We start from the raw sequence: 22,940 nt of genomic DNA on the forward strand, positions 1-22,940 counted from the left end.
AGCGGAACTCGATCAATCAACTCCGCCGGGCCAACCAAGCCGAGACCGGAACTCACGTTTTTCCACGGCCTCGGTCGTGAGCGGCAACTAGGGGTCGCGCGCAACGCGGATCGTAGCCGATACCCTGTCCGGTTCCGCGAATAACGGGCCCGAGCCTGACGACGGGCGGCAGCTACCGCCGCACCCCCGCCGTGCGCGCACGGATCGCCTTGAACTCCGAACCGTCCTTCCAGTCGGGCCAATCCCTGGGGTCGGACGCGATGGCCTTGCCCATCACATAGAACAGCTCGACGTCCTGGGCCGCGCCGCGCAGGTCCCAGTCGGGGCTCCAGGCGTCGCAGGGCTGGTGGTAGCAGTTGGCGGTATAGTCGCTGACCCACTTGTCGCCGGCCGCGCGTCCGCCCTTGACCAGGTCGGCGCCGCCGCCGAGCCCCATCAGCAGCATCACCGGCACCCCCTGCCTGGCCAGGCTGAAATGGTCGGCGCGGAAGAACAGGCCGCGTTCCGGGCGGGCGTCGGGGGTCACCGTGCGGCCCTGGGTCTTGGCCGCGGCGATCAGGCGGTCATCGAGCTGGCTCTGGCCATAGCCCACCAGCACCACGTCCTTGGCCGGTCCCGCCGTCTGCAGCACATCCAGGGTGAAGTTGGCCGCCATCCTGTCCAGCGGCGTGTGCGGATGGGTGGCGTAGTATTCCGATCCCAGCAGGCCGCGCTCCTCGGCGGTCCAGGCGGCGAAGAGCGTGGTGCGGGCCGGGCGCGGCCCTGCGGCCAGGGCGCGGGCGATCTCCAGCACGCCGGCCACCCCGATGGCGTCGTCCGCCGCCCCGTGCCGCACCTTGTCGCCGTTCACCGCAGCGCCGAGGCCGAAGGCGTCCCAGTGGGCGGAGAACATCACGCTCTGGTCGGGCTTGGTCGCCCCGGTCAGCTTGGCGATCACATTGCGGCTGGCGACCTGGCTGTGGGTCACGCCGTAGTCCGCCGAGAACGCAGCGCCGGGCAGGGCCACCGGCTTGAAGTCCGCCGACCGCGCGCTGGTCTTCAGGACCTCGAAGTCCAGGCCCGCCTGTTTGAACAGATCGACGGCGGTGTCGCGCGCGATCCAGCCCTGCAGCAGCAGCTTGTCCTTGGCCGGGTCGGCCCGGACGATGTCGAAGCTCTCGCCGTTGGAGGCCGCCACCGTCGACCAGCCGTAGCCGGCGCCCGGCGTCTCGTGGACGATCAGGGCGGCTACGGCGCCCTGGCGCACCGCCTCTTCGTACTTGTAGGTCCAGCGCGCGTAATAGGCCGCCGCCTGACCACCGAACTTGCCGGCCACCGGCTCGCCGGGCTTGGCCTCGAAGTCGGGGTCGTTGATCAGGAAGACCGCGACCTTGCCCGTCAGGTCGTGGCCCTTGAAGTCGTCCCAGCCCCGCTCGGGCGCCCTGACGCCATAGCCGACGAAGACCAGAGGGGCGTTCGCAATGGCCACCCGGTCCACCGGCCGCAGGGTGGCGACATTGATCTGCTGGGCCTGTTCGAGAACCGTCGTCTTGCCCGCCACCGCCACGCTGAGCTTGGCGCCCGGCTGTACCTGCAAGCGCTGCAGCTGAACCTCCTGGGTCCAGCCGCCCTTGTCGCCGGCCGGCTCCAGCTTCAGCGCCTGGAACTGGCCGATGAGGTAGTCGACCGTCTTCTGCTCACCCGGCGAGCCCGGCGACCGGCCTTCGAACGCGTCGGACGCCATCACCTTGACGATGGCCGAGAGCCGCGCCGGGTCGATGGGGCCGGAGGACTGAGCCTGGGCTGTGGTCGCCATCAGGGCGGCGGCGAGGGTGAGCGCGGCGAACTTCATGGGTCGGACTCCGGGAACAGAGCCCGATCCTAGAGCGTGATGACCCAAGTGAATACGGGTTCAGGCGCCACCCCAACCGCTCCTCCCGGCGCAGGCCGGGACCAGATTCATTCTGAGCCTTCGACCAGGACCCTTGTTCGTGTGGTTCGTGTGGTTCGTGGTTCCAATTCTTCGGGTCGCGCCGACGCGGAGGCCCATCAGATTGTCCACGATCCACACGAACCACACGAACGGTGGATCAAGCCCGGTCACTGGAGGTGAATCTGGGTGGCTGCTTCGCGCCGCCGCTTCGCGGTCCCGGCCTTGGCTGCTTCGCGCCGCCGGGATGAGCGGATATTTGGTCAGCCCGTCAGACCCGCGAAAGCTCCGCCTCGACCGCGTGCAGCCGGTCCTTGCCGAAGAACATCTCGCCGTCGACAAAGAAGGTCGGCACGCCGAAAGCGCCGCGGGCCACGGCGGCCTCGGTGTTGGCTGCCAGCTCGGCCTTCACCTCCGGGTCCTGGGTCGCCTCCAGGATCGCGCGGGCGTCGAGGCCGGCCTTGGTGAGCACGCCGGCCACCACCTCGGGATCGTCCATCTTCAAGCCCTGCTCCCACATCGCAGAGACCACGGCCTCGAGGTAGGCGTCGCCCACCCCAGCCCGCCTGGCCGCCACCAGGCCGCGCATGATCAGCAGGGTGTTGACCGGGAAGTGGGGGTTGGAGCGATAGGCGGTGAGGCCGTGGGCGGCGACGAAGCGCTTGGTCTCCAGGCCCTCATATTCCAGCTTGCCCTTCACCCCGCCGAAGGCCGTCACCGGCGACTGGTTGCCGGTGGCCTTGAAGATGCCCCCCAGCAGGCAGGGGATCAGGTTGACCGTGGCGCCGTGCCTGGCGGCGATGCCGGGCAGCACCTTCCAGGATAGGTAGCCGTTGGGGCTGCCGAAATCGAAGATGAAATCGATCGTCTTGCCCATCACCAGGTCTCCTTCCAGGGGCGCAGATCCAGTTCGTGGGTCCAGGCCGAGCGTTGCTGATTGTGCAGCCAGACATAGTTCGCGGCTATGTCTTCCGGCTTGAGAATCTCGTCGCCGGCCAGCTTGGCGGCCACGGCCTCAGGCGAGTTGTTGGTGCGGGTGAACACCCCGTCGATGGCGCCGTCCACCACGATGTGGGCGACGTGGATCCCCGCCGGTCCCAGTTCGCGGCCGGCGGTCTGGGCCACCGAGCGCAGGGCCGCCTTGGCCGAGGCGAAGGCCGAGTACATCTTGCCGCCGCGCATCGAGGCGGTGGCCCCGGTGACCAGGATCGTGCCCCGGCCGCGCGGCGTCATCACCCGGGCCGCCTCGCGGATGCTGAGGAAGCCCGCGAAACAGGCCATCTCCCAGACCTTCTGGAACACCCGCGTCGTGGTCTCCAGAACCGTGAACCGCACGTTCGCGCCGATGTTGAAGACCACCACCTCAAGCGGGCCGACCTCAGCCTCGACCCGGTCGAACAGGGCGACCATCTCGGCCTCGTCGCGGGCGTCGACGCCGAAGGCGTGGGCCTTGCCGCCGGACTTGCGGATGTCGGCGGCGAGCGCCTCAAGCTGGTCGAGGTTGCGAGCGCGGCGGGTGACGCAGACGGTCAGGCCCTCGGCGGCGAAGGCCCTGGCGATGGCCCCGCCGACCCCGTCCCCGGCGCCGATCACCAGACAGACTTTGGGCGCCGCGTGCAGTGGTTCTCCAGACATGGCCTCACCTAAGTTCAGTTTCTGTACGCACCATCGTATTGAATCTGGACCCAGTCAATGGGATAGTGTCGCCGAACCAAGGAACACCGCCCGTGAAGTGGGAAGACCTCGCCGACCAGCCCTGCTCCATCGCCCGCTCGGTGGCGGTGATCGGCGACCGCTGGACCCTGATGATCCTGCGCGACGCCTTCCTGGGGGTGCGGCGGTTCGAGGCCTTTCAGACGCGGCTCGGCATCTCGCGCACCATCATCGCCGAGCGGCTGAAACTGCTGGTGGACGAGGGCGTGCTGGCCAAGGCCCCCTACCAGGACCGCCCGGTGCGCCACGAGTACCGCCTGACCCAGAAGGGCCTGGACCTCTATCCCGTGGTCATGGCCATCGTTCACTGGGGCGACAAGCACTATGCCGGGCAGGCCGGAGCCCCCCTGCTCCACCGCCACAAGGCCTGCGGCTGCGACTTCGCCCCCGTCATGACCTGCTCGGAATGCCACGCCCCGGTCGGCGCCCGGGAGGTGGAGACGCGAGCCGGGCCTGGGGCGGCCCAGACGGACCTTAAACCCAGCCTGGACCTCGCCCCCCGCTTCGGTTGATGTAGCGCAGCTGGCGCGCGAAAGACCTTAGGGGTGGAACTGATGGCTGACGGGACGCTGGATTTCCGGAATCGGGCGGGACTGTTCGACGCGGTCGATGGCAAGACCTTCGACCTGATCGTCATCGGCGGGGGCGTGACCGGCGCCGGGGTGGCTCGGGACGCGGCCATGCGCAGTCTGTCGGTGGCGCTCGTGGAGGCCCGGGATTTCGCGTCCGGGACCTCGAGCCGATCGTCCAAGATGATCCATGGCGGTCTGCGCTACATGGCCCAGGGCGACCTGGCCCTGGTCCAGGAGGCCGCCTCGGAGCGCAAGGCGGTGGAGCGGGTCGCTCCGCACCTGACCCGCCAGACGCCCTTCGTCATCCCGGCCAAGAACGCGACGGTCACCGCCAAGCTGCGCACCGGCATGTGGGCCTTCGAGAAGCTCGGGGACGTGCCCAAGGACCGCCGCCATGAGGTCTGGTCCAAGGCGGACCTCGCGCGGCGCGAACCCACCATCGCCACCGAGGACCTGTCCGGCGCCGTGGTCTATCCCGAGTACCTGACCGATGACGCCCGACTGACCCTCGCCAATATCCGCAGCGCCGCGGCCCACGGGGCGAAGGTGCTGAGCTATGCGCCGGTGCGCGCGATGCTGACCGAGAACGGCCGCGCCACCGGGGTGGTTCTGGACGACGGTCTGGAGGGAACGCCGAACCGGGCCCGGGTGTTCGGCCGGGTGATCATCAACGCGGCCGGCCCGTGGGTGGACGCCCTACGCGCCCTGGAGGACCCCGCCGCCGCCTCACGCCTGACCCTGACCAAGGGAATCCACCTGGTGGTCCCGGCCGCCCGGCTGCCGGTGGCCCGCACCATCATCATGCCCGCCGCCGACCGGCGCAGCGTCTTCGCCGTGCCCAAGGGCGACATGACCTATCTCGGCACAACCGACACCTTCTATCCCGACGCCGACTATTGGCCGCGGATCGAGGCGGCGGATGTCGACTATCTGCTGGCCGCCGCCGCCCAGAGGTTCACCATCGATCCCCTGACGCGGGGCGACATCGTCTCGGCCTGGTCCGGCGTCCGCCCCCTGGTGGCGCAGGCCGGGAAGTCGGCCTCGGAGATCTCCCGCAAGGACGAGATCTGGACCGGGCCCGGGGGCGTGCTCTCCATCGCCGGCGGCAAGCTGACCGCCTATCGCATGATGGCCGAGCGCATCGTCGACATGACCGAGGAACTGTTGGGCCGGAAGGTGGCCGCCGCCCGCACCGCAACCGAGCCCCTGGTGGGGGGCGACGTCGACATGGCCGCCCTGACCCGCCGCCTCGGAGCCCCGGGCGACCGGCTGGTGAGCCTCTATGGGGCCGAGGCCCAGGCCATCGCCGACGCCGGCGGCGGCCCGGCCGTCGAGGCGGCGCACGCGGTGCTGCAGGAAGGCGCCCTGACCCTGGAGGACTACTGGGTGCGGCGCAGCGCCCGCGCCTGGTTCGACCCCGACGGGGGCCTGGCCGCCCTGGCGCCCGCCGCCGAGGCCATGGCCGGCCTGCTGGGCTGGTCGCCGGCCGAAACCCAAACTCAGATCGAGACCTGTCGCGCCCTGCGGGCCGACAGCCTCAGCGCCCTGGAGACCGCATGACCGTCATCGCCGCCCTGACCGAGGCCCTGGGCCCGGCAAAGGTTCTCACCGATGAGGCCAGCCTGGCGGCGCGCCGCCACGACTACTGGATGGTCTCCAACCTGCGCGACCGGTTCGGCGGAGCCGCGCCCAATCCGGCCTGCGTGGTGCGGCCCGTCAGCGTCGCCGACGTCCAGACCGTGGTGCGGATCGCCGCGGCCAGGGGGGCGCCCCTGGTCCCCTTCGGACAGGGCAGCGGCGTGGTGGGCGGGGTGATCGTCGGACCCGAGACCCTCCTGCTGGACATGGGGGCGATGAACGCCACCCGGTCCATCGATCCCCTCAACCTGCTGGCCAGTTTCGACGCCGGCAAGAACGGCATGGCCGCTGAAACCGAGCTGGCGGCCCAGGGCCTGACCGCCGGCCACTGGCCGCAATCCATCGAACTCTCCACGGTCGGGGGCTGGATCGCCACCCGGGCCTCGGGCCAGTTCTCCAGCGCCTACGGCAATATCGAGGACATCGTCTACGCCATCGAGGCGGTCCTGCCCGACGGCTCGCTGGTGACCCTGGGCAAGGGCCCCCGCGCCTCCGCCGGTCCCGACTTGCGGCACGTCATGTTGGGATCGGAAGGCACGCTGGGGGTGATCACCGGGGTGACCCTGTCCCTGCGGCGGGCGCCGGAGCGCCAGGCCTTCACCGCCTTCGCGGCCAAGACCATGTCGCAGGGCTTCGAGTTCCAGCGCGAGATCGTCCAGACGGGCTGGCGGCCGCCGGTGATGCGGCAGTACGACGTCCGCGAGAGCAAGCGGCTGCACGACGAGGCCCGCGACCACACGGTGATCATGGTCCACGAGGGCCCCGCCGCCCTGGTGGCGGCCGAGGTCGCGGCGGTGGGCGCGATGGCCCAGGACTTGGGCCTGGCGCCCCTGCCCGGCAAGATCGTCGAGCACTGGATGGGACACCGCAACCACGTCGCCGGCTGGGACCAGATCCTGGAGCGCAAGATGGTGGCCGACACCGTCGAGATCTCCGCCCCCTGGGACAGGATCGCCGGAATCTACGAGACCGCCGTGGCCGGGGTCAGCGCCATGGAGGGCTGCCGGGCCTCCTCGGCCCACTCCAGCCACGTCTATCGCAGCGGCCTGAACCTCTACTTCACCTTCGCGATCCAGCTGGAGGGCAGCACGGCCATGGAGGGCGCCTATTTCGAGGCCTGGCGGCGGATCCTGCAGGCCACCGCCGACGGCGGCGGCAGCGTCGCCCACCACCATGGCGTCGGCCGCGTGCGGCGGGGGTGGATGACCACCGAGCTGGGCGCGACCGGCGCGGCCCTGCTGCGCACCCTGAAGACGGCGATCGACCCCAGGGGGATCATGAACCCCGGGGTGCTGATTCCCGATGCCTGAGCTGCTGCTGGCCATCGACGCGGGCACCACCAACCTGCGGGTCTGCCTGTTCACCGCCGGCGGCGAGCTGCTGAGCCAGGCCAGCTCGGCGGTGCGCACGCTCTCCCCCGACCCCGGCCGGGTGGAGCAGGACGCCACCGCCATCTGGCGCGGGACCCGCCAGGCCATCTCGCGGGCGCTCTCCGCGGCCGGCCGCACGGCCCATGACCTGGCCGCCATCGGGGTCACCTCCCAGCGCACCAGCGCGGTGATATGGGACCGGATCAGCGGCCGTCCCCTGACCCCCCTGGTGGTCTGGAGCGACCTGCGCGGGGTGGCCCGAGCCCGGGAGCTTCAGGCCCTCGGGGTGGGCCTGGCGCCGCAGCAGGCCGCCGCCAAGCTGGAGGGGATGGTGGCGGGCCTGGCCGACCATCCGCCCGAGCGCCTGGCCTTCGGCAATATCGACTCGTTCCTGATCTGGAAGCTGACCGGCGGGGCGGCCCACGTCACCGACCGCAGCCAGGCCTGGCCCACCGGCTATCTCGACCTCTCGACCCTGGCCTGGAACGCGCGACTGATGGAGCTGCAGGGCCTGGCCCCTTCCCTGTTCCCGACGCTGTGCGACACCTGGGGGCGGCTGGGGACCACGACGCGGGAGGGGCTGGGGGCCGTGGTGCCGATCACCGCAGACATCGCCGACCAGCAGGCTGCCCTCATTGGCCAGGGCTGTGAGACCGCCGGCGCGGCCAAGGTCAGCTACGGAACCTCGGCCACCTTCAACATCGCCACCGGCGCGACCTTCCTCTATCCTGGCCCCAGCACCCCGCCCTTCATCCAGTCCTCCGTGGGCGGCGACACACGGTTCTGCCTGGAGGGGATGGTCTACTCGGCAGGGTCGGCCCTGGACTGGATGCGGGCCCGGTTCAACCTGGGGGATCACCGGCGCTTTGAAGCCCTGGCCGCCGCCACGCCCGACGCCCAAGGGGCCTATTTGCTGCCAGCCTTCCAGGGCCTGGGGGCTCCACATGGTGAGCCGACTCGGCGAGGGGTGATCGGCGGCTTGGACCTGGGGACCCGTGCCGGTCACCTGGCCCGGGCGGCTTTGGAGGGGGTGGCGTTCCGAGTGCGGGAGGTGTCTGACCATGTCGCTGCGGCCACCGACCTGCCAGGTTCAGAGGTTCTGAAGGTGGACGGGGGGCTGAGTGCCAATGAGGTGCTGATGCAGGTCCAGGCCGACCTGCTGGCCCGCCCCATCGCCCGCCACGCCCACCGAGAGGCCACCGCCTGTGGCGCCGCGATCTGCGCCGCGCGGGGGGTGGGGCTGCTGGGGTCCGCCGAAAGCGCCGGCTTTGTGCGCCATGACCGGGTGTTTGAGCCCAGGCTCTCAGTCGACGAGGCCCAGGGTCGGCTGGCGCGGTGGAAGGTCCAGGTTTACGGAACGGCCTGATCAGGGTCCCGCCGATGCAGCCGCGTTGGGCTTGCCAACGGAGAAGCCCCCGGGCACGCTGCCTCGAGATGGTGCCGGTACCGCTGAATCCCGCGCTGGCAGGAGAGCATCGAACATGGCGACCAAGACGGGGTCTGATGAGGCCTTTGGCGGGGTGATCGGACGGACGATCGCAGAGTCCCAGCCTTGGTGGCCACCGGCGAAGGGCCAACCCGGCCGCCCCGACATCGTGCTTGTGGTGCTGGACGACACCGGGTTTGCGCATCTGGGCTGCTATGGGTCGACCCTGAAGACGCCGCATATCGACGCCCTGGCGGCCGGTGGCCTGCGCTATAGTGGCTTCCACACCACGGCCCTGTGCTCCCCGACCCGGGCCTGTATCCTCACCGGGCGCAATCCCCATTCGGTGGGGATGCGCGGCGTGTCCAACTGGGACACCGGCTTCCCGAATATGCGCGGGGCGATCCCCCGTTCCGCAGCCACCGTGGCCCAGGTGCTGAACGAGGACGGCTACGCCACCTTTGCGGTGGGCAAGTGGCATCTGGCGCCGATGGCCGAGTGCTCGGCAGCCGGGCCCTTCCAGAACTGGCCGCTGCAGAAGGGGTTCGACCGCTTCTACGGCTTCATGCAAGGGGAGACCGACCACTTCCACCCGGAACTGACCTGCGACAACCGGATGATCGACGCCCCAGCCACCGCTGAGGACGGCTATCATCTGTCAGAGGATCTGGTGGACCAGGCCGCTGCGATGGTTCGCGACCTGACATCCTTGGTCCCCGAGCGGCCCTATTTCCTCTACCTGCCTTTTGGCGCGATGCACTCGCCCCACCATGCGCCCCAGGCCTATCTGGACCGCTGGCGGGGGGGGTTCGACGAGGGCTGGGATGTGGCCCGCGAGCGCTGGTTCGCCAATCAGAAGGCAATGGGGATTGTGCCAGCCGACACCCTTCTGGCGCCGCACAATCCCGGCGTGAAGCCCTGGGCATCCCTCAGCCCTGACCAACAGACGTTCGCGGCTCGGCTACAAGAGGCCTTTGCCGCCATGCTGGAGCACACCGATGATCAGATCGGTCGCCTGGTGGCTGAGCTCAAGGCCCTGGGGCGATGGGACAACACCCTGCTGATCGTGATGTCCGACAACGGCGCCAGCCAGGAGGGCGGTCCCCTGGGGGTGTTGGACGAGATGCTCTATTTCAACGGCATGCCGCAGGATGTCGGTGCGGCCATCGCGAGGCTGGACGACATTGGCGGCCCCAACAGCCACAGCAATATTCCCTGGGGCTGGGCCCAGGCCGGCAATACGCCGCTGAAATGGTACAAGCAAAACACCCACGGCGGCGGCGTGCGCGACCCCCTGGTAATCCACTGGCCAGGGCGACTGCCCGACCCCGGCGCTGTGCGGGAGCAGTTCTGTCACGCCATCGACATCGCCCCCACCATCCTGGCCGCCGCCGGACTGGAGCCCCCCGAGGTCTGCCAGGGGGTGAGCCAGATGCCCATGCATGGGGTCAGCCTGGTCCCCAGCTTTGCCCAGGCCGCCGCCATCCTGCCGCGCACGGCCCAGTATTTCGAGATGCTGGGCCATCGCGGCATCTGGAAAGACGGGTGGAAGGCGGTCACCCACCACACCCCCGGCGTCGCATTCGACGCGGACACGTGGGAGCTCTATCATTTGGACACCGATTTCTCGGAGTGCCGCGACCTCGCGCAGGCCGAGCCCGAGCGGCTGAAAGCCCTGATCGACCTTTGGTGGTCGGAGGCCGAGGATCACGGCGCCCTGCCTCTGGACGACCGCAACGGCGCGGCCCTGTTCCGAGCCTCCATGCGGCAGGGGACGCCCAGCGCGCGCAATAGGTTTGTCTATTATCCGCCCCTGTCGCATCTGGTGGCCGATTCCTGCCCGCCGGTGGCCCGAGGGTGGAAGACCGTCATCGACCTGACCCATCCCACCACCGGCGGCGACGGGGCCTTGGTGGCGCGCGGCAGCATCAACAGCGGCTTTGCCCTATACATCCAGGGGGGCAAGCTGGTGTTCGACTATAACATGTTCCACGAGCACACCCGCATCGCCACCACCCTGCCGGTGCCGCCCGGCCCCCATGTCCTGACCCTGGAGGTGGTGCGAACCCCAGAGGGCGGGGGCGATGTCACCCTGGCCATCGACGGCGTCACTGCCGCCACCGGCCTCGTGCCGCGGCTGCTGCTGATGCTGTCGAGCCTGGGGATGGATATTGGCCGCTCGATGGCGCCGGTGAGCGAAGACTATCACGCGCCCTTCGCCTATGGCGGTTCCATCGCCAAGGTGGTCTTCGAACTGCCGGCACGTCGCGAACGGGGCGAGGTGGGTGCCGAGGTTCGGGCGGAGATGAGCCGGCAATAGGCGCAGGGGTCCGACAATTCGACTCAAGGGGTCATCCTTTTGTAGTCCTGGCGCGTACCTCTGACTGATCCCTTGACTGGAGCCGCCGCCATGCGCCTGTCCCGACTTGGCCTGACCGCCGCCATCGCCATGGCCTTCGGCGCGCCAGCCCTGGCCCAGAGCCGCCCGACTACGCCGCCCACGGCGGGGCCGCTGAACCCCGACACGTTTTATCGCGGCACCTGGTACGAGCAGGCGCGCACCCCCACCAGCCTCACGCGCGGCTGCGAGTACGCCACCACCGAGCATGGCCGCGACACCCAGGGCCGGATCACGGTGCGCGACGCCTGCCGGCAGGACGGACCCCAGGGCCGCGAGCGGGCCCTGTCGGGAATCGGCACGATCCGCGACCCCGGCCAGAATGCGGTGCTGGACGTCCGCTACCGCTTTGGCCCGTTCCGCCCGTCGCGCGAGTATCGGGTGATCGCCGCCGGGGCGCAGGGCGAGTGGTTCGTCTCGTCGGAGCCCAAGTTCGACAAGGTCTATGTCTTCACCCGGGCCGTCGCCCCGCCTCGGTCCGAGGTCGAGGCCCTGATCGGCCGCGTGCGCGACCTGGGCTATGGCGGCGAGATCGAGGTCCTGGCCACCCCGGGGCGCGACTGACCCTCTGGCGGAATAGGCCGCCTCACGTCCGCGTCGCGAACTCGGAGTCGCCCGTCGTCGCCACCACCTGGTCATCGAAGGAGGCGTGCGCCGAGGTGTAGAGGTGCGAGTACAGCCCGCCGGTCTTCATCAGGACGTCGTGGCTGCCCTGCTCCAGGATGCGGCCCTGCTGCAGCACCACGATGCGGTCGGCGTCGCGGATGGTGGCCAGGCGGTGGGCGATGACCATGCAGGTGCGGCCGGCGAACAGCACCTTCAGCGCCTTCTGGATCGCCTGCTCGGTGAAGGAGTCGATATTGGCCGTGGCCTCGTCGAGGATCAGGATCTGCGGGTTGGCCACCAGGGCGCGGGCGAAGCTGATGAGCTGGCGCTGACCCATGGAGATGTTTCGCCCGCGCTGGCCCAGCTGGGTGTCGTAGCCGTCCGGCAGCCGCATGATGAAATCGTGGGCGCTGACCGACTTGGCCGCCGCGATGACGTCGTCCTTGGTGGCGCTCAGCGTGTTGTAGCGGATGTTCTGCTCGATGGTGCCGGTGAACAGGAAGGGCTCCTGCAGCACCATGCCGATATTGGCCCCAAGCGAATCCAGGGTGACATCGCGCACGTCGTGGCCGCCCACCAGGACCTGACCCTGATCGACTTCATAGAAGCGGTGAGCCAGCGCGATGATGCTGGTCTTGCCCGAGCCGGTGGGACCCACAAGGGCCACGACCTCCTTGGGCCGCACCATCAGGCTGATGTCGTGCAGGACCGGGCGCTTGGGATCGTAGCCGAAGGTCACGTTGCGGAATTCCACCGTGGCCGGCACGTCCTTCAGCTCGATGGCGCCTGGCTTGTCGGCGATGGTGACGGGGACGTCGATCACCTCGAAGATCCGGTGCCCCGCGGCCATCGCCCTCTGCATGATTGTGTACTGCATGGACAACATGCGGACCGGCTCGAAGAACCGCTGCACATAGAGGATGAAGGTCACCATCACGCCGACGTTGAGCGTGCCGCCCAGCACCGCGTTACCGCCAACGATGATGACGATGGCCATGGCCAGGCCGGTCAGCACGTCCACGGTGGGGACCATGATCTGGGTCATCCAGGAGGCGCCCACCTGGGCGGTGAAGTTCTCCTGGGCCTTCTCCTTGTAGAGCTCGAAGTTCAGTTGCTCGCGGCGGCTCTCCTGGACGGTGCGGATGCCGTTGATGTTCTCCGCCAGGGCCGAGTTGGCGGTGGAGGAGGCGTCGCGGGCGAGGCGGAAGCTTCTTTTCGAGAAGGGCAGCCAGACCGCGCGAATGGCGATCAGGGCCGGCAGGACCGTCAGGGTCAGCAGGCCGAGCTTCAGGTCGGTCATCAGCAGCACGACGGTGATGCCCACCAGCATCACGAAGTCGCCGATGGCGCCGTTCATGTTTTCCAGGAACTCCTGGAGGGCGTTCACGTCGCCTTGCAGGCGGGCCATGATCCGGCCGACGTGGGTCTTGTCCATGAAGGACAGGGACACGTCCTGGAAGTGGGCGAACATCTTGCGGCGGATGTCGAAGATCACCCGCTGCGCCAGGCGCGACGACAGCCATTCGCCGATGAAGAAGAAGGTGGCGTAGGCCGCGGCCACCGCGGCGAAGACGATGAGGGTCCGGTCCAGCAGAGGCCCGTCCTTGGCCACCGCCGCATTGACCGCGGCGCCGATCATGGCCGGGACCGCCACCTGGGTGGCCGCCGAGATCAGCACCGCCACCTGGGCGATGACCAGGGAGCGCTTGTGGGGGCCCAGGAAGGCCAGGAACCGACGCGCGACATTGATGTCGAAGGTCCCGAAGACGTCGTCGCCCTCGGAGGAGCCCAGGGAGGCCCGCGGCGTGCTGCGCTTGGGCGCGGCGTTGGCGGTGGTGTCGGTCACGCGGGCGCCCCTTCCAAGGTCACGTCGTCCAGGGTCGCCGAGGCGTCCGAGCGCGACTGCAGTTCATAGAGGTCGGCATAGACCCCGCCGGCCTTGAGCAGCTGCGCGTGCGTCCCACGCTCCACCACCACCCCGTCATCGAGCACGATGATCTGGTCGGCGTGCATCAGGGACGACAGCCTGTGGGCGATGATGATGGTGGCCTTGGTCCGGGTGGCCTCGGCCAGGGCGTCGCGCACCCGCCGCTCGGTCACCGCGTCGATGGCGGCGGTGGAGTCATCGAAGATCATGACGCCAGGACCGGGCACCACGCCGCGAGCGATGCTCATCCGCTGGCGCTGGCCGCCGGACAGGGCCACGCCGCGTTCGCCGACCCGGGTCTCGTAGTCGGCGGGCAGGCCCACGATGTGCTCGTGGATCTGGGCGGTCTTGGCGGCGCCGACGATGCGCTCCTCCTCGGCCCAGGGATCGGCGTAGGCCACGTTGTGGCCGATGGAGCTGTCGAACAGGAAGGCTTCCTGCTGAACCAGGCCGACATATTCGCGCAAGCTGGGCAGGGTCACGTCGCGGATGTCGACACCGTCGATGGTGATGGCGCCGCCTGTGACGTCGTAGAAGCGGGGGATCAGGTTGGCGATGGTGGACTTGCCCGAGCCGGGCGGGCCGACGATGCCCAGGGTCTGGCCAGGGCCGACCTCGAAGTCGATGCCGGTGAGCACCTGTTTGCCGGGGACGTAGCCGAAATCGACGCTCTCGAAGCGCAGCACGCCCTTGGATGGCGCCAGGGGCTTGGCGCCCGGCGCATCGGCGATCTCCGGCTCCAGGTCCAGCACCTCGAAGACGCGGGCGCCGGAGGACGTGGCCCGCGCCGCGGCATTGAAGATCATGGCGATCTGGCGGATCGGGCCCTGCAGCAGGGTCATGTAGGTGAGGTAGGCGGTGAGGGTGCCGACGCTCATCGTGCCGGCCGCCACCTTGTGGCCGCCATACCAGAGGACGCCAGCCATGGAGGCGTTGAAGGTCACCTGCATCACCGCCACGCCCCGGAAGCGCAGGGTGATGCGCTTGTAGGAATAGGCCAGAGCGTCCACCGAGGCCTGGTCGAACTTGGCCATCTCGAAGACCTTGCCGGCGAAGGCGCGGACCACGCGAATGCCCTGGAGGTTCTCCTCCATGGTCAGGGTCAACTGCGCCATCAGCTCCTGGAACCGCAGCCAGGTCACCCGCAGCAGGAAGCCCATGCGGCCGAGCGCCAGGGCCGAGAAGGGCACGAAGGCCAGGCCGATCAGGCCGAGCGTCTGGTCGATGGCCAGCATCTGCCAGGAGGCGAACACCAGCAGCAGGGTCAAGGTGAGGATCGGCATCAGGCCGCCCTGGATGAAGACCCGGGCCCCCTCCAGGTCGAGCATGCCGCGGGTGACCAGATCGCCCGAGTGGATGCGATCGTGGAAGCCGAAGGACAGGCGCTGGAGCTGCTGGAAGAACTGGAGACGCAGGTCGTGGCCGACCTTCTGGCTGACCAGTTCGCCCAGATAGCCCGACCACATGGTCATGGCGCCACGCAGAATGGTGGCGCCGATCACCAGCCCGGCGGTGATCAACAGGGCCTCGCGGGCCTGGTCGGCCTGGGTGGCGCCTTGCAGCAGCAGGCCATGCGCCTGGTCCACGGCGCGGCCCAGCAGGCTCGGCAGGGCCAGGCTGGCGAGCGCCGCGCCCAGCGAGGCGGCCATCGCCAGGGCCACCAGCCACGGGTAGTTAAAAGCCAGACCAACGATCCGCTGCAATACGCGGGGCATGGTCTTCACATCGACTTGGATTGGCTCGGAATCAGCCGAGGCCGCACCCCGCCGGGAGGGGTGTGAATCACTCATCTCAAATTTCCATCGTCTAGTATGGAAACATTCTGAGGCGCCCGCCCTAGGCGCGCCAGACCTGTTTTGACGCAGGTGGCGAATAGGCGGGGAAGGTTGCGGTGATGTGTCTGCGCCGGGATTTGGCGAGGCGAGAACACTTTCCTCCCCTGTTTGCGGGGGAGGAAGAGAGTCTAGGCGGCGCTGACCTGGGCCGCCGGAACCACAGTCACAGGCGCACCCGGGGCCTTCGGACGGGGGCGGAGCTTTTCGCCCTTGCGCCAGATCTTCAGAGCCTCCCAGTGGATGGCGGCCATGACGCCGAGCGTCATCAGGGGGTGGCTGAGCCAGGCTTTCCAGATCGCGGCGTCGGTGAGCTCGGCGCGCTGTCCGGCGAAGTTGGCGGCCAGCAGGCGGCCCTCGGCGTCGTGCACATCGACGGTGATGGAGACCTCCTGGCCCGGAGGGGCGATGCGGAAGGCGTAGGCCAGGTTCATGTCCATGAAGGGCGAGACATAGAAGGTCTTGGGCGCCTGCTGCTCGATGACGCCTGCCCCATGGGCGGGGATCAGGTAGCTGTGGCGTTCGCCGAAGGTGTTGCTGACCTCGTAGAGGATGGCCGACAGGGCGCCGTCGTGGCGGTGGCAGAAATAGACGCTGAGGGGGTTGAACACGCCCCCCAGGATGCGCGGCATGCAGAGCAGACGGACCGGCCCGCCGGACGGGATGCCGGCGGCGGCGAGGTGGGCCTCGACCTGGGTCTTGAGCGGGGTGGCCGAGCCGTCCAGGTGATCGCGCTGCGAAAAACTGGTGAGCCGGAAGCGGTCCTGCCCGAAGGCTTTCAGCCGGGCGTCCAGGGCCGGAAGCTCGTCCAGATCCAGCAGCAGCATGAAGATGGCGTACCGCAGGCGGTGGACGCGCGGGCGGAACCGGGTGTGGGTGGTGACTCCGGAATAGAGGCCGGAGGCGAACATGGTCAGGCGGCCTGCACGGCGGGCGCGGGAACGCCGCCGTCCAGATGGATGCGGCCGGACTCGTTCTCCACCGTCCAGGGGCGGCGGACCCCGCCCAGTTCCTCGGCGACCGCCAGGCCCGATTGCAGGGCGTCCTCATGGAAGCCATGGCCGAGATAGGAGCCGCAGAACCAGGTGCGGCGCACACCCTGCAGCGACCAGATCTCGCGCTGGGCGGCGATGGCCCCGGCGTCGAACAGAGGATGCTCGTAGACGTCGGTGTGAACGACGGCCTCGGGCGCGATCTCCTTCGTGGGGTTGAGGGTCACGAAGTAGTCCGTGGCGGTTTTCAGCCCCTGCAGCCGGGTCATCCAGTAGGTGACGCAGCCCTCGCCAGGCGCCGAGCGCTTGCCGATGTGGTTCCAGCTGGTCCAGGCGCTGCGGCGCCTGGGCATCAGGGCGGGGTCGGTGTGCAGGACGGTCAGGTTGCGGCTGTACTTGAAGGCCGACAGCAGGCGCTGCTCCTCCGGCGTGGCGTCATCCAGCAGGCGCAGAGCATGGTCGCCGTGGGTGGCGATCACCACCTGGTCGAAGCGTTCGGCGTGGCCGTGCGCGTCGCGCAGTTCGACGCCGAGAGCGTCACGGCGGATGGAGACGATCCGGGCGCTCGACCGGACCTCGCCCCGGAAGGCCGCCGACAGCTTCGAGACGTAGGCGCGGCTGCCGCCCGTGACCGTGCGCCAGGCGCCCCGGCCGAAGATCGTCATCATGCCGTGGTTCTGGAAGAAGCGGATCAGGGCGGCGGCCGGGTAGTCGCGGATGGCGGTGAGCGGCGTGGACCAGATGGCGGCGGCCTGGGGGATCAGGTGATCGTCGCGGAACGCCTGGCAGTAGCCCTTCTGCGACAGATAGTCGTCCAGGGAGGTCAGCGGCGCCTCGAGGCTGGCGAGGTCCCTGGGGCCATGGCGGTAGAAGCGGTTGACGTCCCGCGGCATGCCCCAGAACCGCGCGCTGAACAGGTTGCGCTTCTGAGCGAAGATCGCGCCGCTGGAATACTCGAAGGCGCCGTCGTCGAGGGAGACGCTCAGCGCCATGTCGGCCGGCTGGCTGGCGACGCCCAGGTGATCCAGCAGGGCGCTGAAATTGGGGTAGTTCGGCGGATTATAGACTATGAAGCCGGTGTCCACCGGGGTCGCCCCTTCGGCCTCGCGCACCTCGACCGTATTGGCGTGGCCGCCCAGGCGGCTGTCGGCCTCGAACAGGGTCACCGCATGTTTGGTCCCCAGCATCCAGGCGGCGGAAAGGCCGGCGATACCACCGCCGACGACGGCGATACGGAGCGGTTTGTCGGGGCATTGCGGCGTCACGGAACCTCCTGGGGCTGGGATGGTGGAGTTACGCAACGCCACTGTCTCCGGATGCAAACGCCGCATCCGCGGCCAAGCTGCATCCGTATGGCTCCTGAAGGCTTCTTTCCGGGAGCCAGCAGAGGGCCGCCCATGAGTCTCGTCGCCAGCACCATCAACGCCTTCGAGGGCGCGCCGCTCCCCGACCTGGTGCGCCGCGCCGCGGTGGACTTCCTGGTGGCCAATGCGCGCCGCAACCTGGCGGGCGCCCCGGCCGACGCCGAAGCGACGTTCGCTCTGGAGATGGCCCAGCGGCCGATCGCCGAGCACACCGGAGAAGCCAACGACCAGCACTATGAGCTGCCGGCCGCCTTCTTTGAAGCCGTGCTGGGGCCCCAGCTGAAGTATTCCTGCTGCCTCTATGGCGACGGCGCCGCCACCCTGGAACAGGCGGAGGAAAAGGCGCTGGCCCAGACCGCCGCCCACGCCGACCTGAGGGATGGCCAACACATCCTCGAACTCGGCTGCGGCTGGGGGTCCTTGTCGCTGTGGATGGCCCGGAACCTGCCCGGAGCGCGGGTCACCAGCGTTTCCAACTCCAAGAGCCAGGGCGAATTCATCCGCCGGCGAGCCGCGGCCCAGGGCCTGACCAACCTCACCGTCATCACCGCCGACATGAACGACTTCGCGGCCACGCAGGGCGCTTTCGACCGCATCGTCTCGGTGGAGATGTTCGAGCACATGGCCAACTGGCGCGGGCTGCTGACCCGGGCGAAGGGTTGGCTGAAGCCGGACGGGGCGATGTTCATCCACGTCTTCACCCACAGGACCACGCCCTACCGGTTCCATGTCAATGACGAGGCCGACTGGATCGGCCAGCACTTCTTCACCGGCGGCGTCATGCCCAGCCACGACCTGATGCGGCAGTTCCCCGACCTGTTCACCGTCGAGGCCGACTGGCGCTGGAGCGGCGCTCACTACGAGACCACCGCCAACCAGTGGCTGGAGAACTACGACCGCAACGCCGCCGTGATCCGGCCGGTCCTGCGGGAGGTCTATGGCGACCAGGCGGTGCTGTGGCGGAGACGCTGGCGGCTGTTCTTCCTGGCCACCGCCGGCCTGTTCGGACATCGCGGCGGCGCGGAATGGGGCGTCAGCCACTATCGCCTGCGGCCGGCCTGAGGGAGCACCAGATGCTGAAATACGTCATCGCCTACCTGGCCACGGGCCTGGTTTTCGCCTTGGTGGACGCCGTATGGCTGACCTGGAGCAATGAGCGGCTCTACCGGCCGACCCTCAATCCGGTCCTGGCCGACGAGGTCAATCTGAAGGCCGCGGCGGTCTTCTACGTCGTCTACATCCTGGGGATCATGGCCCTGGTCGTCTCGCCGGCCACCTCGTGGACCAAGGCGATGACCACGGGGGCTATCCTGGGGGCGGTCTGCTACGCCACCTACGATCTCACCAACCAGGCGACCCTGAAGGTCTGGTCCACCAAGATCACCCTGGCCGACATCACCTGGGGCGCCTTCGTCACCGCCCTGGCCGCGACGGCCGGCTACCTTGCCCTGCGCTGGGCGCGCGCGAAGTTCGGTTAGACCCTTTCCGGGTCAGGTTGAATCAACCTGACCGGACAAAAAGGGGTCTATCTCCTTGAAGTTAGAGCATGTCCGGGCGGCGAACCGGTTCCCACTTGCGCCTGACATGCTCTAGGCGGAGAGACTCTCGAGCACGGCCCGCAGCTTGCTGGCCAGTTCGTGGTCCTCGAAGGGCTTCTGGATGACGCCCGCGTCCCCGGCATGGGCCAGGGCCCCGACGTCGGCATAGCCGGTGACGAAGACGATCGGCAGGTGCGGCCGCCGAGCGTTGCCGCTCACGGCTGACAGCACATAACAGCCAAGTTCATTTTGGGCTCCCCGAGGCGGCGCCAACGAAGTTTCAGGGCTCAGGTTCCCGATCCGATCGCCGTCCGGATTTCCGGGGCGTTGTCGAGCGCCCCGAGCCGTGTGATGGTAGGTTTCCGGGACGGAACGGCAGGCCACGGGCATATTGCGCCCGCGACCGCCGAGCGACCTCCGCGCCGGAACCTACAAAATTGATTGCACCGCGTGAAAGCCGCTGCCGGCCACCGGGCGACGGGAGGAATTTGAATGCAAGAATTTAAGACGCCAGAAGAATTTAACGCGGCTCTGGACGAATCGGCCAACCACGGGATGACCGTGGCCTTCTGGGCCGACCAGGCGCCGGACCGCACCGCCGTGGTGGACCCCTCCGGACGCGAAAAGACCTTCGCCGAGGTCAACGCCAACGCCAACAAGCTGGTGCGCGCCCTGCGCAAGGCGGGCCTGAAGGCCGGCGACAGCCTGGCCCTGCTCTGTTCCAACCGCGCCGAGTTCATCGAGACCCTGGCGGCCACCCAGCGCAGCGGACTGCGCATCACTCCGGTGAACTGGCACCTGACGGTCGACGAGATCGCCTACATCATCAAGGATTGCGAAGCCAAGGCCCTGGTGGCTGAGGCCCGCGTGGCCGCCGCCGCCCCGGCCGCCGCCGAGTGCCCCGACCTGCTGATCAAGCTGTCGGTGGGCGGCGATATCGAGGGCTTCCTCAACTACGAGACCACCCTGGCGGCCGAGGACGGCTCGGACATCCCCGACCCCGTGCGCGGCGGCCAGATGATGTACACCTCCGGCACCACCGGGCGGCCCAAGGGCGTGCACCGCGCCAACGCCCCGGTGATCCCGCCGAGCATGCTGGCCCTGCGCGGCTACGATCCCAAGACCTCGGTGCAGATGTGCGCCGGCCCGGCCTATCACGCCGCGCCCCTGGCCTTCGACGTCAACGCCTCGATGAACGCCGGCGTGCCGCTGCACTTCATCGACAAGTGGGATTCCGAGCACGTCCTGAAGACCATCTCGGAGAAGAAGGTCACCCACTTCCACCTGGTGCCGATCATGTTCCAGCGGCTGCTGTCCCTGCCGCCGGAGGTGAAGGCCAACTATCCCATCGACCACGTGGAATACATCGTCCACGGCGCGGCGCCCTGCCCGCCCGAGGTCAAGCACGCCATGATCGAGTGGTTCGGCCCGGTGCTGAGCGAGTACTATGCCGGCTCCGAAGGCGGGGCGGGCTTCACCATCACCGCCGAAGAGTGGCTGAAGAAGCCCGGCAGCGTCGGCAAGCGCCCGCAGATGCTGCAGGTCCGCATCCTCGACGAGGAAGGCAATGAGCTGCCCCCCGGCGTGCCCGGCGGCATCTATCACCAGCTGCCGCCCGGCGGCGGCTTCACCTATTACAAGGACGAGGCCAAGACCAACGCCAACCGGCGCGACGGCTTCTTCACCATGGGCGACGTCGGCTATTTCGACGAGGACGACTACCTGTTCCTCACCGGCCGCAACGCCGAGACCATCATCTCCGGCGGGGTGAACATCTACCCGCAGGAAATCGACAACGAGCTGATCAAGCACCCGGCCGTGGCCGACAGCGCCACCGTCGGCATCCCGCACGACGAATGGGGCGAACAGGTCCGCGCCGTGATCATGCTGAAGCCCGGCTACGAGCCCTCCGACCAGCTGGCCCAGGAGATCCTGGGCTTCGGACGTCAGACCCTGGCGGCCTACAAGGTGCCGCGCGGCCTGGACTTCGTCACCGAGCTGCCGCGTTCCGAGGCCGGCAAGATCCAGCGCAACAAGGTCCGCGCCCCCTACTGGGAAGGCCGCGCCCGGCAGATCTAGGGCTTGTAGATGCTCCCCTCCTGGGGGAGCTGTCAGCGAAGCTGACTGAGGGGGACTTTGACTCTGGCTTTTGGGGTCGAAGGTGTCGCCTACGGCGATCCCCCTCCGTCACCCGCCTTTGGCGGTCGCCACCTCCCCCACATCGCGCTACGCGCTGGGGGAGGATCTGGCCTTCCTCGCAACTTTTCGAAAACAAGCGTGTGTGGCTTGGCTAGACTCGCCGTGTCATGAAGCGCGCCGCTTCGTGACCCGGGACTGATCCGTCATGCCGATTCCGTTCATCGACCTCCAGGCCCAGCGGGTCCGCCTCGGCCAGCCCCTGGAGGACGCGATCCTCAAGGTGGTGCGCTCGGGCGCCTACATCATGGGCCCCGAGATCGCCCAGGTCGAAAAGGAGCTCGGCGCGTTCGGCCAGGCGCCCTTCGTCCTGTCCTGCGGGTCAGGCACCGAGGCGATCCAGCTGCCGTTGATGGCCTGGGAGATCGGTCCCGGCGACGCGGTCTTCTGCCCCTCCTTCACCTTCGCGGCCACCGCAGAGGTCATGCCCCTGGTGGGCGCCTCGCCGGTGTTCGTCGATGTCCTGCCCGACACCTACAACCTTGATCCGGTGAAGCTGGACGCGGCCATCGAGGCCATCAAGGCTGAAGGCAAGCTGACGCCGCGCGCGGTGATCGCGGTGGACCTGTTTGGTCAGCCCGCCGACTACCCCGCCATTTCGGCGGTGGCCAGGAAGCACGGCCTGAAGCTGATCGCCGACTCCGCCCAGGGCTTTGGCTGCACGCTCAATGGCCAGCACCCGATCGCCTGGGCCGACGTCACCACCACCAGCTTCTTCCCGGCCAAGCCCCTGGGCTGCTACGGCGATGGCGGGGCGGTGCTGTGCAAGGACGAGCGCCTGCACGACCTGCTGGTCTCGCTGCGGGTCCATGGCCAGGCGGTGAAGTCAGACATCGCCGGCAAGACCTTCGATCATGACCCCAAGTACCTGAACATGCGCATCGGCATGAACAGCCGCATGGACACCCTGCAGGCCGCCGTCCTGCTGCAGAAGCTGACCATCTTCGAGGACGAGATCGCCGCCCGCAACGTGGTGGCCGACCGCTATGCGGCGGGCCTCGGCGACGTGGTCCGCACGCCGCGGGTGATCGCGGGCGGGATCAGCGTCTGGGCGCAGTACACCATCGAGACCGACGACCGGGACGGCCTGGTGGCCCACCTGAAGGCCGCCGAAATTCCCAGCGCCGTCTACTATCCGATCCCGATCCACCGGCAGCAGATCTATTCCCGCTACCCCGCGCCCGGCGGTCTGCCGGTCACCGACGCGGCGGCGGAAAAGGTGATGAGCCTGCCGATGCACCCCTATCTGACCCCCGACCACCAGGACCAGGTGATCGCGGCGATCCGGGCGTTCGTGAAGCGGAACGGCTGACCTGATTCCTTCTCCCCTTGCGGGGTCGAGAGCGGCAGTTCGCCAAATCGTTGGCGACCTGCATAGCCGGGCCTAGAGCGGGCCGCGTTTTGACGGAATCGGGATTCCCAAATCAGGGCTGATCTGATTCATCCTCTCTGCTGGAGG

18 protein-coding genes are annotated in these 22,940 nt (G+C 68.6%); 10 read left to right on the top strand and 8 right to left on the bottom strand.

The features are described 5' to 3' along the window. Positions 1-172: 172 nt before the first annotated feature. From OCL97_RS20920 to OCL97_RS20930, 3 genes are all read right to left on the bottom strand, one after another. Complete coding sequence (locus tag OCL97_RS20920; RefSeq protein WP_377371651.1) at positions 173-1,831, bottom strand: M28 family metallopeptidase; 1,659 nt, start codon at positions 1,829-1,831, stop codon at positions 173-175. Positions 1,832-2,180: 349 nt separating this feature from the next. Then, on the bottom strand, positions 2,181-2,786 hold the full coding sequence (locus tag OCL97_RS20925; protein WP_305338290.1) for a 2-hydroxychromene-2-carboxylate isomerase: 606 nt from the start codon (positions 2,784-2,786) through the stop codon (positions 2,181-2,183). Then, positions 2,786-3,544 carry an SDR family NAD(P)-dependent oxidoreductase gene (locus tag OCL97_RS20930; protein ID WP_377371652.1) on the bottom strand — a complete coding sequence of 253 codons (759 nt, stop codon included), beginning with the start codon at positions 3,542-3,544 and terminating at the stop codon, positions 2,786-2,788. The genes OCL97_RS20925 and OCL97_RS20930 overlap by 1 nt, the downstream gene beginning before the upstream one ends. Before the next feature lie 92 nt (positions 3,545-3,636). Here OCL97_RS20930 and OCL97_RS20935 point away from each other — a divergent pair, with 92 nt between their 5' ends. The 6 genes from OCL97_RS20935 to OCL97_RS20960 all read left to right on the top strand — a co-directional run bounded on the left by OCL97_RS20935 (position 3,637) and on the right by OCL97_RS20960 (position 11,590). Next, entirely contained in the window at positions 3,637-4,134 is a 498-nt protein-coding gene (locus OCL97_RS20935; RefSeq protein ID WP_377371653.1) for a winged helix-turn-helix transcriptional regulator, read from the top strand. Positions 4,135-4,176: 42 nt separating this feature from the next. After that, positions 4,177-5,754, top strand: a complete 1,578-nt coding sequence (locus OCL97_RS20940) for a glycerol-3-phosphate dehydrogenase/oxidase (protein ID WP_377371655.1) — start codon at positions 4,177-4,179, stop codon at positions 5,752-5,754. Further along, positions 5,751-7,142 (top strand): FAD-binding oxidoreductase, encoded by a 1,392-nt coding sequence (locus OCL97_RS20945; protein WP_377371656.1) that lies wholly within the window; start codon positions 5,751-5,753, stop codon positions 7,140-7,142. Before OCL97_RS20940 ends, OCL97_RS20945 begins: the two co-directional genes overlap by 4 nt. Then, a complete protein-coding gene (locus tag OCL97_RS20950) occupies positions 7,135-8,568 on the top strand; it encodes an FGGY family carbohydrate kinase (protein WP_377371657.1) in 1,434 nt (477 codons plus the stop codon). Before OCL97_RS20945 ends, OCL97_RS20950 begins: the two co-directional genes overlap by 8 nt. Before the next feature lie 115 nt (positions 8,569-8,683). Next, the gene (locus tag OCL97_RS20955) at positions 8,684-10,948 is read left to right on the top strand and encodes an arylsulfatase (RefSeq protein ID WP_377371658.1); all 2,265 of its coding nucleotides are present in this window, start codon (positions 8,684-8,686) and stop codon (positions 10,946-10,948) included. Positions 10,949-11,038: 90 nt separating this feature from the next. Next, positions 11,039-11,590, top strand: coding sequence for a lipocalin family protein (locus OCL97_RS20960; RefSeq protein ID WP_377371659.1), 552 nt, complete (start codon positions 11,039-11,041; stop codon positions 11,588-11,590). A 22-nt stretch (positions 11,591-11,612) separates the two neighbouring features. Here the strand turns inward: OCL97_RS20960 and OCL97_RS20965 are convergent, their stop codons facing one another. From OCL97_RS20965 to OCL97_RS20980, 4 genes are all read right to left on the bottom strand, one after another. After that, positions 11,613-13,478, bottom strand: a complete 1,866-nt coding sequence (locus OCL97_RS20965; RefSeq protein WP_377371660.1) for an ABC transporter ATP-binding protein — start codon at positions 13,476-13,478, stop codon at positions 11,613-11,615. Next, the gene (locus OCL97_RS20970) at positions 13,475-15,274 is read right to left on the bottom strand and encodes an ABC transporter ATP-binding protein (RefSeq protein WP_377371661.1); all 1,800 of its coding nucleotides are present in this window, start codon (positions 15,272-15,274) and stop codon (positions 13,475-13,477) included. The genes OCL97_RS20965 and OCL97_RS20970 overlap by 4 nt, the downstream gene beginning before the upstream one ends. A 248-nt stretch (positions 15,275-15,522) precedes the next feature. Further along, a complete protein-coding gene (locus tag OCL97_RS20975; RefSeq protein WP_377371662.1) occupies positions 15,523-16,302 on the bottom strand; it encodes a DUF1365 domain-containing protein in 780 nt (259 codons plus the stop codon). Between the two features lie 2 nt (positions 16,303-16,304). Continuing rightward, positions 16,305-17,648, bottom strand: coding sequence for an NAD(P)/FAD-dependent oxidoreductase (locus tag OCL97_RS20980; protein WP_377371663.1), 1,344 nt, complete (start codon positions 17,646-17,648; stop codon positions 16,305-16,307). Between the two features lie 132 nt (positions 17,649-17,780). On the opposite strand from OCL97_RS20980, the gene OCL97_RS20985 reads away from it, so the two are divergent. Then, positions 17,781-18,809 (top strand): SAM-dependent methyltransferase, encoded by a 1,029-nt coding sequence (locus OCL97_RS20985; RefSeq protein WP_377371664.1) that lies wholly within the window; start codon positions 17,781-17,783, stop codon positions 18,807-18,809. Between the two features lie 11 nt (positions 18,810-18,820). Then, positions 18,821-19,225, top strand: coding sequence for a DUF2177 family protein (locus OCL97_RS20990; protein WP_377371665.1), 405 nt, complete (start codon positions 18,821-18,823; stop codon positions 19,223-19,225). Positions 19,226-19,336: 111 nt separating this feature from the next. Here OCL97_RS20990 and OCL97_RS20995 read toward each other — a convergent pair whose 3' ends face one another. Next, on the bottom strand, positions 19,337-19,504 hold the full coding sequence (locus tag OCL97_RS20995) for a hypothetical protein (protein ID WP_377371666.1): 168 nt from the start codon (positions 19,502-19,504) through the stop codon (positions 19,337-19,339). A gap of 273 nt (positions 19,505-19,777) precedes the next feature. Here OCL97_RS20995 and OCL97_RS21000 point away from each other — a divergent pair, with 273 nt between their 5' ends. Both OCL97_RS21000 and OCL97_RS21005 read left to right on the top strand, forming a co-directional pair. Beyond that, positions 19,778-21,364 carry an AMP-binding protein gene (locus OCL97_RS21000; protein WP_304783480.1) on the top strand — a complete coding sequence of 529 codons (1,587 nt, stop codon included), beginning with the start codon at positions 19,778-19,780 and terminating at the stop codon, positions 21,362-21,364. Positions 21,365-21,629: 265 nt separating this feature from the next. Further along, entirely contained in the window at positions 21,630-22,793 is a 1,164-nt protein-coding gene (locus OCL97_RS21005) for a DegT/DnrJ/EryC1/StrS family aminotransferase (protein WP_377371667.1), read from the top strand. Positions 22,794-22,940: the final 147 nt, after the last annotated feature.

This window comes from Phenylobacterium ferrooxidans, from assembly GCF_042714595.1.
GTDB lineage: Bacteria > Pseudomonadota > Alphaproteobacteria > Caulobacterales > Caulobacteraceae > Phenylobacterium > Phenylobacterium ferrooxidans.